At 66.3% G+C, this 14,383-nt stretch carries 10 protein-coding genes; 7 read left to right on the top strand and 3 right to left on the bottom strand.

Annotated features, from left to right (window positions below; genetic code table 11):
* Window positions 1–54: 54 nt before the first annotated feature.
* The 7 genes from G3N58_RS23445 to G3N58_RS23415 all read left to right on the top strand — a co-directional run bounded on the left by G3N58_RS23445 (window position 55) and on the right by G3N58_RS23415 (window position 6,148).
* Window positions 55–330 (top strand): phenol hydroxylase subunit, encoded by a 276-nt coding sequence (locus tag G3N58_RS23445; RefSeq protein ID WP_167043920.1) that lies wholly within the window; start codon window positions 55–57, stop codon window positions 328–330.
* A 55-nt stretch (window positions 331–385) separates the two neighbouring features.
* The gene (locus G3N58_RS23440) at window positions 386–1,423 is read left to right on the top strand and encodes an aromatic/alkene monooxygenase hydroxylase subunit beta (RefSeq protein WP_206000333.1); all 1,038 of its coding nucleotides are present in this window, start codon (window positions 386–388) and stop codon (window positions 1,421–1,423) included.
* A complete protein-coding gene (locus tag G3N58_RS23435) occupies window positions 1,416–1,688 on the top strand; it encodes an MmoB/DmpM family protein (RefSeq protein ID WP_167043926.1) in 273 nt (90 codons plus the stop codon). The genes G3N58_RS23440 and G3N58_RS23435 overlap by 8 nt, the downstream gene beginning before the upstream one ends.
* 68 nt (window positions 1,689–1,756) lie before the next feature.
* Complete coding sequence (locus G3N58_RS23430) at window positions 1,757–3,373, top strand: aromatic/alkene/methane monooxygenase hydroxylase/oxygenase subunit alpha (protein WP_167284842.1); 1,617 nt, start codon at window positions 1,757–1,759, stop codon at window positions 3,371–3,373.
* A gap of 38 nt (window positions 3,374–3,411) precedes the next feature.
* Window positions 3,412–3,774, top strand: coding sequence for a phenol hydroxylase subunit P4 (locus tag G3N58_RS23425; RefSeq protein WP_167043932.1), 363 nt, complete (start codon window positions 3,412–3,414; stop codon window positions 3,772–3,774).
* A gap of 38 nt (window positions 3,775–3,812) precedes the next feature.
* Complete coding sequence (locus tag G3N58_RS23420; protein ID WP_167043935.1) at window positions 3,813–4,877, top strand: phenol 2-monooxygenase domain-containing protein; 1,065 nt, start codon at window positions 3,813–3,815, stop codon at window positions 4,875–4,877.
* Window positions 4,878–5,062: 185 nt separating this feature from the next.
* Window positions 5,063–6,148, top strand: a complete 1,086-nt coding sequence (locus tag G3N58_RS23415) for a porin (RefSeq protein WP_167284845.1) — start codon at window positions 5,063–5,065, stop codon at window positions 6,146–6,148.
* 66 nt (window positions 6,149–6,214) lie between these two features.
* On the opposite strand, the gene G3N58_RS23410 is transcribed toward G3N58_RS23415, so the two are convergent.
* The 3 genes from G3N58_RS23410 to bcsB all read right to left on the bottom strand — a co-directional run.
* On the bottom strand, window positions 6,215–10,909 hold the full coding sequence (locus G3N58_RS23410) for a cellulose synthase subunit BcsC-related outer membrane protein (RefSeq protein ID WP_206000332.1): 4,695 nt from the start codon (window positions 10,907–10,909) through the stop codon (window positions 6,215–6,217).
* Entirely contained in the window at window positions 10,900–12,096 is a 1,197-nt protein-coding gene (gene bcsZ, locus G3N58_RS23405; protein ID WP_206000331.1) for a cellulose synthase complex periplasmic endoglucanase BcsZ, read from the bottom strand. Before bcsZ ends, G3N58_RS23410 begins: the two co-directional genes overlap by 10 nt.
* Before the next feature lie 19 nt (window positions 12,097–12,115).
* Window positions 12,116–14,383 (bottom strand): cellulose biosynthesis cyclic di-GMP-binding regulatory protein BcsB (gene bcsB / locus G3N58_RS23400; RefSeq protein WP_206000330.1); only part of this gene is annotated, 2,268 nt, incomplete at its 5' end.

Here is a 14,383-nt window from a genome sequence, read left to right as displayed (position 1 = left end):
CATTTTGACGAAAGCGTGCAGTGAAGCACAACGCAGAACCATGAGGAGAGAGCGATGCCCCTGCATCACCCCCCGGCCGAACCCGTGCCGCGAGATTTCGACGTGACGCGGCGCTATGTCCGCGTCCGGGAACGTCGCGACGACGGTTTCGTCGAGTTCGATTTTTCGATCGGCGATCCGGGCCTGAGCGTCGAACTCGTGATGAGCGCACCGGACTACGAGTCCTTTTGCGCGACCCATCGCGTGTTCCATCTGAGCGACGACGAAGCCGAGGCGCTGGACCTCGAACAGCTCAAGTGGCGCTACGGACAGCCGGGTCTTGCCGAATGACGCGCGGGCAAGGGCCCGCGCGTTGCAACAGACAATGAACAAAGGAGATTGCTCCATGCAGATCGACATCAAAACATCCTCGGTCCAGCAGATCCGACAGACCTTCTCGCATGTCGCGAGACGGCTCGGCGCGGACAAGCCGGCTTCGCGCTACCAGGAAGCGACGCTGGAATTGCAGCCCGAAACCAACTTTCACTACCGGCCGCTGTGGGAACCCGGCCTTGCGCTCTACGACAAGGGCCGCACCGCGATCGTGATGAACGACTGGTACGCGTTCAAGGACCCGCGTCAGTACTACTACGGCGCCTATACGATCGCGCGGGCGCGGCAGCAGGACACGATGGAAAAGAACATCGAGTTCGTGACGCGCCGCCGGCTTTTCAGCGATCTGCCCGACGACGCGAAAGCGCGTATCGCCGCCTTGATGGTGCCGCTGCGCCACGTCGAATGGGCCGCCAATACGAATAACTGCTTCGTGACCGGCTACGGCTGGGGCACGGCGATCACGCAGGCGACGATGTTCCATTCGATGGACCGGCTCGGTATCGCGCAGTACCTCTCGCGTATCGGTCTGCTGCTCGACGGCAATGCGGGCACCTCGCTTGTCGAGGGCAAACAGCGGTGGCTCGACGATCCGATGTGGCAAGGCCTGCGCCGCGTGGCCGAGGACACGATGGTCGTGAAGGACTGGTTCGAGACCTATGTCGCGCAGAACGTCGTGCTCGACGGCTTGCTGTATCCGCTCGTGTATCGCCATATCGACGCGCGTCTGTCGCGCGAATACGGCGCGGCGCTCGGCATGCTGAACGAGTTCGCGAGCGCATGGTTCGACGAGACGAGCCGCTGGGTCGATGCGACGGTGAAGACCGCGGCGTCGGAGTCCGCGGAAAACGCCGCGCTGCTCGGCCAGTGGGTCGCGAAGTGGCAAGCGCGTGTGCTCGATGCCTTGCGGCCGCTCGCGCTCGAAGCACTGGGCCGCGAAGCCGCCGATGCCGCCTTGCGCGAGATCGCCGAGGCATTCGATGCGCGCGTGCGCAAGCAGGGCGTGCCGCTCGCGGCGCAACAACCGGCCCAGGAGACCCAGCATGGCTGATTCCGTCTTTATCGCGTTTCAGACCAACGACGATTCGCGTCCGATCATCGAGGCGATCGAAGCGGACAACCCGCATGCGGTGGTCAACGCGTTTCCGGCGATGGTCAAGATCGACGCGGTCGGCCGGCTCGTAATCCGGCGCGAGTCGATCGAGGAGCGCATCGGCCGCGCATTCGATCTGCGCGAGTTGCAACTCAATCTGATCTCGCTCGGCGGCAATATCGACGAGACCGACGACGAATTCATTCTTGAATGGAAGGCCTGAACGGGCACGATGAATCGCATCGGAGTCAGCGCTGAAGCGCTGGCTCCGATCGATATGGGAGATACACGATGAGCACCACGAACGCAGCACCGAAAAAACTGAGCATCAAGGAAAACTACGCGATGCTGACGCGCGGCCTCGGCTGGGAGACCACCTATCAGCCGATGGATGAAATTTTTCCGTACGACCGCTTCGAAGGCATCAAGGTCCACGACTGGGACAAATGGGAAGACCCGTTCCGTCTGACCATGGACGCCTACTGGAAGTATCAGGGCGAAAAGGAACGCAAGCTCTACGCGATCATCGACGCGTTCCAGCAGAACAACGGCCAGTTCAACGTGACCGACCCGCGCTATATCAATGCGCTGAAGCTGTTTCTGACCGGCGTGAGTCCGCTCGAATATGCGGCGCACCGCGGCTTCGCGCTGGCCGGGCGCAATTTCCGCGGCGCCGGCGCGCGGATTGCCTGCCAGATGCAGGCCATTGACGAATTGCGCCACGCGCAGACGCAGGTCCACACGATCAGCCACTACAACAAGTTCTTCAACGGCTTCCACGACTTCAAGCACATGCACGACCGGGTCTGGTATCTGTCGGTGCCGAAGTCGTATTTCGAAGACGCGATGAGTGCCGGCCCATTCGAGTTCGTCACCGCGATCTCGTTCTCGTTCGAATACGTGCTGACCAATCTGCTGTTCATGCCGTTCATGTCGGGCGCCGCATTCAACGGCGACATGGCGACGGTCACGTTCGGCTTTTCCGCGCAATCGGACGAGTCGCGCCATATGACGCTCGGCCTCGAAGTCGTGAAGTTCCTGCTCGAACAGGACCCGGGCAACGTGCCGATCATCCAGAAGTGGGTCGACAAATGGTTCTGGCGCGGCTACCGCCTGCTCACGCTCGTCGCGATGATGATGGACTACATGCTGCCCAAGCGCATCATGTCGTGGCAGGAAGCGTGGGAAACCTACTTCGAGAAGAACGGCGGCGCGCTGTTCCATGATCTCGAACGCTACGGCATTCGCATGCCGAAGTATCACGAGGTCGCGGCCAAGGAAAAGGACCGCATTTCGCACGAGGCGTGGGGCATTTTCTACAACTACACGCATGCGGCGGCGATGCATACGTGGATTCCGTCCGACGACGAAATGGCGTGGCTCGCCGAAAAATATCCGGCCACCTTCGACAAACTCTACCGGCCGCGTTTCGAGTACTGGCGCGAGCAGCAGAAACAGGGCAAGCGCTTCTACAACAACACGCTGCCGATGCTGTGCCAGATCTGCCAGATTCCGATGGCCTTCACCGAGCCCGACGATCCGACCAAGATCTGCTACCGCGAAAGCGACTATCTCGGCAACAAGTACCACTTCTGCTCGGACGGCTGCAAGGACATCTTCGACAACGAGCCGGAGAAATACGTGCAGGCGTGGTTGCCCGTGCATCAGATCTACCAGGGCAACTGTTTCGAGCCGGACGCGGACCCGAGCGCGGCCGACTTCAATCCGCTTGCCGAAGTACTGCGCTACTACCACATCAACGTCGGCGAGGACGGCCACGAGTTCGAGGATTCGCCCGACCGGAAGAACTGGCTGCGCTGGACCGGCAAGCCGAGTCACGGCGGCGAGGAAACCGCGGAAAGCGCCGCGGCGAATGCGCAGGACACAGCGGCCGCGCAGGCCGCGTGACGCTGGCCCGCGCCGATTGAATCAGAAGGAGATACACCATGTCAGTTATTGCGCTCAATGAAGGCTACCAGGGCGAAGTGAAAGACCGTGAGGAAAACTTTCACGGCAACCGGCTGCTGTTTATCGGCTGGGAAGATCATTTGATGTTCTGTGCACCGCATTGCATTCCGGTGTCGCCGTCGATGACGTTCGCGACGCTCGCGAACGACGTGCTGCCGGGCATCTACTCGGCGCATCCCGACTGGGAGAAGGTCAAGCTCGACGAAATCGAATGGTTCAGCTCGAACCAGCGTTTCACGCCGGCGTTCGATCGCACGCTCGAAGAAAACGGCCTGCGGCACAAGTCGGTGATCCGCTTTCGCACGCCGGGCCTGACCGGTATTCACGGCTCGTGCAGCTAGGCCGAGGATTCCTGTAACGATGAAAGGGAGATGCTGACATGAGTTATCAGCTAACCATCGAGCCAATCGGTCACAGCATCGAGATTCGCGAAGACCAGACCATTCTCGACGCCTGCCTGCGCGCCGGGGTGTGGCTGCCGCATGCGTGCTGCCACGGTTTGTGCGCGACGTGCAAGGTGCAGGTTGTCGATGGCGAGATCGAGCACGGCAACGCGTCGCCGTTCGCGCTGATGGATTTCGAGCGCGACGAACGCAAGTGCCTCGCATGCTGCGCGACCGCGCAATCGGATCTGACGATCGAAGCCGATATCGACGAAGACCCGGACGCGCGCCACTATCCGGTGCAGGACTTTGCGGGCCGCGTGAAGGACAGCGTCGATCTGACGCCGACGATCAAAGGCATCTTCGTCGAACTGGACGGCGAGGGCATCGAGTTCCAGGCCGGGCAGTACGTGAACGTGCAGATTCCGGGGGAGGACATGCCGCGTGCGTTTTCGCTGGCCGGCAAGCCGGGATCGTCGACGCTGATCGAGTTGAACGTGCGGCGCGTGCCCGGCGGCAAGGGCACCGGCTATCTGCACGAAGCACTGAAGCCCGGCGACGAGCTGCGTTTTAGCGGACCGTTCGGGCGCTTCTTCGTACGCGCCTCGGACCCGCAACCGGTGATTCTGATTGCCGGCGGCTCGGGCTTGTCGAGCCCGCGCTCGATGCTGCTCGATCTGCTGGAGCAGGGCGATACGCGGCCGATCACGCTCGTGTACGGCGCACGCGATCGCTTGGAGTTGTACTACCACGACGAGTTTCTCGATCTCGCCAAGCGCCACGCGAATTTCACTTACGTGCCGGCGCTCTCGAACGAGGCAGCCGACAGCGCATGGGACGGCTATCGCGGCTTTGTCCACGAGGCGGCCAAGGCGCATTTCGCCGGCGATTTTCGCGGCCACAAGGCGTATCTGTGCGGGCCGCCCGTCATGATCGAAGCGTCGATCCGAGCCTTGATGCAAGGGCAACTGTTCGAACGCGACATCTATACGGAGAAGTTCCTCAGCAATGCGGACGGCGCGGAAGCGCTCGCGAAAAGCCCGCTGTTCAGATCGATATAAGCGCGTCGATCCGCGCAGGCTGGCGGCACGGCCATCCAGGATGGCCGTGCCTGTCCGGCAAGACAGAGGATGTTTACGCTCTCGCCGCGTGCGTCGGGCACAAGGAGGCATCAAAAAGATCAGTATGACGTAGCAAAAATAAAAACTTCTGGAAAACCAGATAACTTGGAGACATTGGAGATCGAATGAAAAAGTCTATCTGTATGCTGGCGCTGGCGTCGGTCGCCACGGGCGCTTCCGCGCAAAGCAGCGTGAACCTGTTCGGCCTGATCGACGCAGGCGTCACCTACGTGAGCAACGAAGGAGGCAGCAAGAACTTCAAGTTCGACGACGGGATTTTCACGCCGAACCTGTTCGGCCTGCAGGGTAGCGAAGACCTCGGCGGCGGCAATCACGCGATATTCCGCCTCGTCAATCAGTTCTCGCTCGGCAGCGGGGCGATGATCGGCGGTGGAATTTTTGCCCGCGAAGCCTATGTGGGACTGCAGAACGACAGGTTCGGCAGCATCAAGCTCGGCAATCAGTACGATTTCATGGTGGACTCGCTATTCGGCAGCGTCGATACGGCGATGGACCTGGCCGGTCTCTATGGCGCTCGCAACGGTCCGTTCCAGAAGCTGGCGATTCCGGACAATCCCACCGGTGCATTCGACTGGGACAGGGTCGCGGGCAGCAATCGCGTGGCTAACTCGGTGAAGTATACGAGCGCGAATCTGGGCGGATTCACCGGTGGAGCGATGTATGGATTCGGCAACATTGCCGGCTCTATCGGCGCCAACAACACGGTCAGCGCGGGACTGAACTATGCCCATGGACCGTTCGCGATCGGCGCCGCGTACACCAACGAGAAGTACGGGCCCGTAGGCGGCGTGGCCGGAACGAGTGTGCGGAACTGGGGCGTCGGGACTCGCTATGTCTTCGGCGCTTTCACGACCAAGGTGCTGTTCACGACCGTGCGCAATTCCATCAACGGCGGCGGCATCTGGATGGGGCAGGCGGGTGGCGTGTACCAGATCACGCCTGCGTTATCGCTCGGCGCAAGCTATGCCTATATGAAGGGTAATGCGGAGCTTGACGACAATCATGCTCATCAGGTGTCCGCGGCGCTGCAATATTCGCTTTCCAAACGCACGCTCGTTTACGTCGCCGGGGTTTATCAGCGCGCCAATAGCGGCGCGAACGCACAGATCAACGGCGTGCTCGATCCGAACGGCGCTTCCAGCGGCGCCACGCAGGCGCTGGCCCGGATCGGCATCAACACCAAGTTCTGAGCCCGTGAGCGTGAGCGGCCGGGTTCAATCCCGACCGCTCACCCTGGCGCACATCCCTCAACGCCATCAATTCGACAGCGACAGATACTGCGACGTGAGCGGCGTCGGCGGGAACGGCTGCAAGCCCGTCTGCTTGCTGAAGCTGTAGCGCACGTAGACGGCCGCAAGCCACTCGCGATATTCATAAGCATTACCGAGCGAAGCGGTGGCTCCGAACGCGAGCTGTGGCGCGAGTTGATATTCGCCCACCGCGCTGATCGAATACGACACGCCGGTCTTGCTCTGGCCCGGGTAGACCGCGTTGCTGTCGAGGTTGCCGAGCGAGTTCGCGAACGCGGCCGCCGTGGCCTGGCGGGTCGGGTCGGTCGGGAAGTAGTTCGACGCGTCCTGGCGATAGTGCTGCACGCCGATCGAGCCCTTCACGTCGTAGGTGAACAATCCTTCGCGGCCGGTCCATTCGACCGGCAGATTCAGGATCACGTACTGCTGCGGACTGAAGTAGCCGCCCTGGCCGTACGTGAAGTACGACAGGTTGCGGTTGTAGCCCATCAGCGTCGTGTTCACGCCGACCGTGAGCGTCTGGTCCGCGTCCTTCAGCAGGCGGGTATATACGCCGCCGCCGCCCTTGATCGCGTTGTTGCTCGGCACGTTGTTGCCGCTGTAGTACTGGTAGCCCGCGTTCACGTAGAGGCCGCTCGTGCCGTCGTCCCAGGCGAGGGCGGCGCGCCCGCCGGTCGAGGTGACGCCGCCCCATTCGAGGCCCGCGCCCGAATCGCGCGCGCCCGCGTAGGACAGCAGGCTGTCGGTCACCGCGCGCCGCGCGACGGCGAGCGAGTACGAGACCTTGTCGGTGATGCCGCCGTTGTACTGCGCGCCGCCGACGATGTTGGTCTCGCGGAAGCCGATCGGCGTCACGCCGATATCGCCGCTGATGCTGCGGCTCTCGTAGCCGACCGAGAGGCCCACGCCGCTCGCGGTCTGACTGCCGTAGGTGTTGTTGCCGGCGACCGCGTTGGTCGCGCCGCCCGGCGTGGACAGCCCCGAGCCGAAGCGCGCGAGCGTCGAGGTGCTGGTCGAGGCGGTGCCCGCGTCGAGCGTGACGGGCGTCGCCGTGACGACGACGTGACCGTTGCCGGCCTTGATGCGCCCCTGGATCGGCGCCTCGATGTCGGTGACCGAAGACAGCCCGTCCTCGCCCGAGCGATTGCGGAACACGAGGCCGCCCGACACGGTGCTGGCCTGCTCGCGGTTGACCTGCGCGAGCTCTTCGGCAACGCCGAGCGTCTGCGCGTTCGCGACGTTCGGCTGCGGGTTGGCGGGTTGCGTGCCGGGCGGATAGTACGGTTGCGCGTAGCCGGTCGGCGGCTGCGGAATATAGGGCTGCTGCGCGTAATAGCCTTGGTTCGGATACTGCTGCGGGTAGGGTTGATACGGCTGCTGTCCGTACGGCTGTTGCGGATAAGGCTGGTACGGCTGATAGGGCTGCGGCGCGTAACCCTGCTGTTGCTGCGCATACACCGGCGCATTGCGGCGCGCTTGCGCCGGGCTCTTTTTCGCGCTGCCGCGCGCCGGGTTCGCGGCCGTGCGTGCCGGTGCATAAGGCTGCATCGATCCGGCATTGGCCTGCGCTTCGCGTGCCGCCGGCGACATCGGCCACGGCGTCGCCGCGTAGTAGCCGTCCTGCGCGCCGTAAGGCTGTTGTCCGTAAGGTTGCTGCTGTTGCGGATAGGGTTGCTGCGGATAAGGCTGTGGCTGCTGCGCATAGCCCGCGTTGTACGGCTGCTGCGGCAACGGCGGCATCGCACCCTGAGCCTGTCCCTGGCCCGGATAAGGCTGCAACGGCGCGCCCGACTGGCTCGATCCATAAGCTTCCTGCCCATAGCCGCCGAGTTCGGCGTCCGAGCGGGGCGCGCTGTACGGCGCGGGATTCGGATAAGCCTGCGCGGGCGCCGCATAGGGCGCGGCAGGTGCGCTATAAGGCGCGTTATAAGGCGCAACGTACGGTGCAACATACGGCGCGGGCTGAGGAGGCGGCAGATAGTTCGGCACGGTCTGCGTCGGCAAGGAAGACTGCGTGTTGGAGAACGGAGGCGCGGCTTGCGCGGCGTCGGCGGCATCGGTCGAGCCGGCGAGCGCCGTTTTGCCTTCGAACGGATTGGTGCCCGGCAGCGGCGTCGCGCCGATCTGGCGCATCGCCGCTTCCCAGCCGCGCGGCACGTTGCCGGCCGCGCCGTTGCGGGGCGCGCTTGCCGCAAGCGGCGTATTGGCCGCGACGAGCGAGCGTTGCAGATAGGTCGACGCGAGCGACAGCTTGCCCTCGGCGCGATACATGCGGCCGACCGTGGCGAGTACGCCCGGATCGTTGGGCGCGGCGGCGAGCACCTGCTTCGCGAGCCCCTCGGCGTAGCCGAACTGCTTCGCGCCGGAGGCGGCCGAGATCGCCGCCTGCACGAGGTTCAGGTCGTCGGGGCGGCGCTGCAGCGCGACGCGGTAGCTCGCGAGCGCGTTGCGGTCGTCGCCGGCGCTCGCGTACATGCGGCCGAGCGCGGCCTGCAGATCGGGGTTGTCGGGCATCGCGGCGAGCCACGGCGCGATCACTTCGTAGGCGCTTGCGAGGTCGCCGCGCTGGCGCACCGCATCGGCCTGGCGCACGACGATGCCGACATTGAGATTGCCGAAGTCGACGCGCTGCTGCGGCGTCAATTGCAGCGTTTGCAGACGGCGCATCACCATGCCGAGTTCGGCCTGCTGCCCGGTTGCCGACAGAATGCCGGCGTATTGCAGCAGCAGATCGGTGTTCCCGGGCGCCGCGTTCATCGCGCCGCGCACGAGGCCGAGCGCGCGGGCCGGATCGCCGGCCTGCTGGTCCGCGCCGGCGATCACGCCGATCAGCTCGGGGCTGTTGCCGGCCAGCGGCTCGGCCGCGCGCAGCGTCGCGATGGCCTGCTGCGTCTGACCGCTGCGCGCCATGCGCGCCGCCAGTTCGGCCTGCTGATGCACCCACAGCCGATGCTGCAAGGCCGTCATCGCGGCGGTGCGCTGCGCGGCCGGCACGCGCTCGAGCTGCGCGAGACCGGTCGACCAGTCCTGCGTTTCGGCGCAGAGCAGCGCGCTCGCGTAGAGCGCGTCGGTCATCTCGGGATGCGCGGCGACGAGGCCGTCCATCATGCTGCGCGCGTTCGCGACCGCCCCCTCGCGCACGTAGATGCGCGCGAGGTCGAGCCGCAGCCACGGGTCGTCGGGCTTGTTGAGCAGCGCGTCCTCGAACAGGCTGCGCGCGCTGCCGAGATCGCCGCGCGCTTCGGCCGCGCGCGCCTGCGCCGCTTGCGCTTCGCCGCGCAGACGGTCGACGCCGCCGACCTTCGACTGCTGTTCCGCGTTCAACTGATTGGCGAACTGCAAGGCTTCGTCGCCGCGGCCCTGCGCGGCCAGCGCGCCGACGAGCCCGCGAATCGCATCGGGGTTGTCGGCCTGGCGGCGCAGCGCCATCCGGTAGGCCTGCTCGGCGCCGGCCGGGTCGCCGTTCGCGAGCAGCATTTCGCCGAGCTGCACCTGGGCGGTGACGTCGGCGGGATTCAGGGCGATCGCGCGCTCGAACAGCGACTTCGCCTTCGCGAACTCGCCGTTGCTGCGCGCGCCGATCGCGTCGCTCGTGTAGGTCCAGTAGGTCGCGCTGTCGAGCGCGGTTTTCCAGCGCGCCGGATTGCCGTTGCGCGAGGCGCGTTCGAGATCGGTGCGTGCCTCGGCGAAACGCTCCTGCTTGAGCGCGGCGATGCCCATGCCGCCGAGCGCGTCGGTGTCGTTCGGGTTCGTCGCCAGCACCGACGAAAACTTCGCGCGCGCGGTCGCGACGTCGTTGCGGTCGAGCGCCGCGAAGCCGTCGGCGATCACGCGGCCGCGCGCGTCGACGGCGGCGTTTTCCTGGGCGCGGGCGCGCGCCGCGCTGTCCTGCTGCACCATCGAATCGAAGCGCGCCTTGACGGCGGCGTCGTCGCCGGCGGTTTGCAGATACGACTGATAGAGCGCCGCGTCGGAGGGCCGCGCGTCGAGCCACAGGAGCGCCTGGCGCCAGCTCTTTCTGGCGGCCGCGCCGACCGAGGTGTCGCCCGCGAGCTTCTGCAGGCGCGCGATGCCGTCGCGCCGCGTGACGTCGCGATAGGTCAGATGCTGCGCGAACGCGAGCGCGTAACGCGGGTCGCTGGGGTTGTCGCGCGCGAGCTGTTCGAGCCCGCGGCGCGCTTCGTCCCAGCCCTGCGGCGTGGCCGAGAGCGCCTGGTCGTACTCGAGCTGCAACTCGGGCGTGGCCGGCTTGCCGGCGAGCGCGCGCTGATATTCGCGCACCGCGTTGGCATTCTGGCCGCTTTGCGCGAGCCGGCGCGCGTCGTTGATGGTCTGGTCGCGCGGGCTGGTTTCGCCGAGCCGGCGGCCCAGTTCGTCGAGATTCGGATAGTTCGGCGCGACCGCCTTCAGGCGCGCCAGATACTGCTGCGCGCCGGCGCCGTCCTTGCGGTCGGCGAGCACGATGCCCATGCCGAAGAGCGCGTCGGGCTGCTTCGGATCGATGCTGAGCACCTTCTGCCACGCCTGCTCGGCGAGGTCGCCGCGCTGATGCGACTGCCAGTACTTGCCCTGATCGATCAGTACGGCGAGAGGATCTTTGGACGCCTGCGCGAGCGCATCCGGCGCGGCGGCGGCCACACAACACACTGCGCCGGCGACGAGCGCGGCGCGCAATGACAGGGCGAGCGCGTTCAGTCGCATGCGTGTCTCCAGGCGGGCACGAGACGGCCGGCTTCGTCGAAGCGATAGCGGCCGTCGATGAATCCCGTGCCGAACAGCCCCAGCACACGATCGTAGTAAACCGGCTCGCGGCCCGGCACGCTCGCGTCGAGCGCGGCGAGCCGCGTGCGCGCGAGGCCGAGGCCGTGCTCGTCGCCCAGCGCCTTGAAGTACGGCGCGAGTGCGCCCCAGTAGCTGAGCGGGCCTTCGCCGCTTGCCGCGCCGGTGGTGGACGAGATCTTCTCGGGCGGGAAGCCGTTCTGCGCGACCTTGGCGCGCATGCCGCCGAGCGCCGCGAGCCACGGCTTCGCGAGCGGATCGGCAGGCGCGGCGAGGCCGGCCCACAGATAGACGCGGATCGCGTCGTAGCTGCCGACGTCGCCGTTTTTCGGATCGACGGCGAACTGACCGCTCTGCCAGGCCGCCCAGTCGGGCGCGAAGCCTTGCGGCGAGACGGTTTTGACGAACCGCCAGGCGTTCTCGGCGAGCTTGCCCCACGGGCCGTCCGGCATGTCGCGCGCGAGCGCGCGCAGCACCGGCAGCGGCAGATAGCTCGGATTCAGGCGCGTGACGTTGCCGTCCCTGAAGCCCTGCGGCCCCGGCAGCAGCATCGGCCCGAGGCCGGGCAGGCTCGCCACTTCGTCATGCGCGATGCGCGCGGCGAGCGCCTCGCCGAGCTGCGTATAGCCGGTGTCGTGCCACAGGCGCCCCGCCTGCAGCAGGTCGTAGGCGATCCACAGGTCGGAGTCCGAGGCCGAATTCGGGTCGAGCACGCCGTACGAGCCGTCCGGCTTTTTGCCCCATTGCCAGGCGGGCAGCCGCACGTTGCGCGCGTCGAACTGGTCGCCGGCGAGATTCGCGCGCGTCCACGCGAGCAGTTTGTCGAAGGTTGCGCGGTCGTTCGCGACGAGCGCGAAGAACATTGCATACGACTGGCCTTCCGAGGTGGTCTGCTGGGCCGGCGTCGAGTAGTCGATCACCCGGCCGTCGGCCTGCATGAAGCGCTCGATGAAGCCGCGATACGCGCTCCAGTCGCCGCACGCGGCGGCGCCGGCGCCGGCACCGCTCTGGGCGGCCGCGGCGTTACCCGCCAGCGCCGCGCAGGTTGCCGCCGCCGCGAGGCCGAGCGCCATGGCAAAACAGGTTTTCCGCTTGATCCGAACCCGCATACGAGTCATATCCGTTCCATCAATCCTTCAGCCGGCGCGCGGCGACCGCGCGCAGTGTCCGATAGCACAGGCCCGCGATGATCAGCGCGGCGATCACGCCGCCCAGCAACAGCAGGATCGGATGCGAGGAGAGCGCCCAGCGCAGATACTCCTGCGGCGACAGATGGCCGACGAAGTACTCGGTGCCGTTCGATGTGATCGTCACCTCGGGGCCGTGGATCACGGCCATCGCGCCTTGAATCTTCGGCAGCACGTCGGCGTCGAGCAGCGCCGCCGACAGGTCGGCGTCCGACTGGCCGGCCGCGCTGACCAGCGCGACCGCGCTGCGGCCTTTGCGCAACGGCGATTCGAAGCCGGTCAACAGCGCCGCGCCGTTCGAGCTGACCATCGTCAGATCGGCGCGCGCCGGCGCGCGTTCGACGCCGCGCTCGCCGTGCCACCAGTCCTGCAGCTTGAACACGAGGTCGGTGAGCTGGAACGTGTGCGCGTCGCCGCTGCTCGAGAACGGCATCGACTTCGCCCAGCGTTGCAGCAGCGGCTGCTTGCCCGGCGCGCCGAACACGAGCAGGTCCTTGTCCGCGTACTGGTCGACGTCCCCGGCTTGGGTGGCGGTCACGCCCGCGACCGGATAGCCGGTCGATTCGCCCATCCGGCCCATGGTCAGCAGATAGAGGCTGTAGTCGCTCGAATCGGCGTCGTTCGGCAGCACGACCGCGGTTTCGGAGAGGTCCGCCATGCGCGTGAACGGAAAGCCGCTATTGGCGAACGCGGCCAGATCGGGCAGCGCCATGTAGTGCGGGAACGACGACAGGTCGATGGTCGAGTTCGGATCGATCGCGCCGACCACGTTCTGCAGCAGGCGGCCCGTGCATTCGCCGGTGTTCGGAATGTCGTAGTAGAAATGCAGGCGCAGTTGCGTGCGCGGCGTCAGCAGCAGCGGCGGAATGCGCACCTGGCGGCGCGCGTCGGCGGTGCCGTCGGGCATCACGAGCGAGAGGTAGCGGCTCAGATCGAATATCGAGGCGGCGCGCGCCGGAATCGGCAGCGCCTGCACGAAGCCGTTGTTCACGCTCACGTTCAGCGAGGAGCGGTCGCGCGCCGGGCGCACCGTGTAGCGGTAGCGCAGGTCGATCGGCGCGCCGCGCGTGTGCCACATGAACAGGTCGGGCGGCACGCGCATGTTGATGCGCACCGCGTCGGCGTCGTAGCCGAACACGGTCAGGTCTTTCGGATCGGCAAGCTCGCCGAAGCGCACCGCGCGGTGGGTCGGCAGCCAGTTCGGCGCGTCGTACGGCACGCGCGGCGCGAGCTCGCTCAGCGACGTGATCGTCGCGCTCGCGCCCGACAGCGTGCTGTGGCCGATGCCGAGCGACTTCGCGGCGGTTTTCAGTTCGGCCTCGTTGCGCCCGAGCACGAGCAGCAGCTTGCCGTGCGCGGACGCGTCGCGGTCGACCACGGCAATGGTCGGGCCGCTGATCTCGGGAATCGTCACGCCGGCCGGGTGCTCGTCGCTGGTGGCGAACACGACGGCGTTGCCCGTCAGCGGCGCGTTGTCGAGTTGCGCCGGGAACAGCGCGCCGCGATAGCCGGCGAGCGAGCCGAACCACGACGCGACGATGCCGGCCGCTTCGAGCGTCGCGTTGCCGGGCTTCTGCGCAAACACGAACGGCAGTTCGAGGCGGCGCACGTCGCGGCGGTCGAAGAACGGCGCCGGCAGCGCGGCCAGTTCCGGCTTGGTGGCGAGCGACGCATAGGTCAGATCGAGCGAACTGGCGTTGCTGACCGTCGCCCAGAGCGCCGAGTTGGCCGGGTCTTCGCAGCGCGTCGTGTAATGGCCGATCAGCTGCAGGTTCAGGTGGTTGAAGTCGGTGATGAAGCGCGGATCGATCGAGATATCGCGCGCGACCAGCATGCCGGCCTGCTCGTGCGGCAGCGGCAGCGTCGCGGCGACTTCGCCGTTCACGAGCACCTTGAGTTGCGACAGATTCGCGAGCAGCGCGGGCGAGTAGCTGTAGACCAGATGCAGCGTCGCGCCGGTCACGACCTCGTCGTTGCGCACCGAAAAGGCGATGCCGTTCTGGCCGTCGACGCCGCGCAATTGCAGCGGATCGAGCGCGCCGAAGTCGGCGAACGTGAGCGTCTGGCGGCGGCCGCCCGTCACGAGCGTGCCGGGCTCGGCGGTGGTCGGCGTGCGCATGCCGAGCGCTTTCACCGACGCGGCCGTGAGCGCGGGCGTCGGCGTGGCGAGCGGCGCCTGGGCGAGCGCGTTCGGATCGAACGGCACGGC

Origin of the sequence: Paraburkholderia sp. Ac-20342 (assembly GCF_017104985.1) — a bacterium.
Lineage (GTDB): Bacteria > Pseudomonadota > Gammaproteobacteria > Burkholderiales > Burkholderiaceae > Paraburkholderia.
The sequence above is the reverse complement of the archived record's forward strand: the minus strand, read 5'-3'. Positions and strand labels throughout refer to the sequence as shown.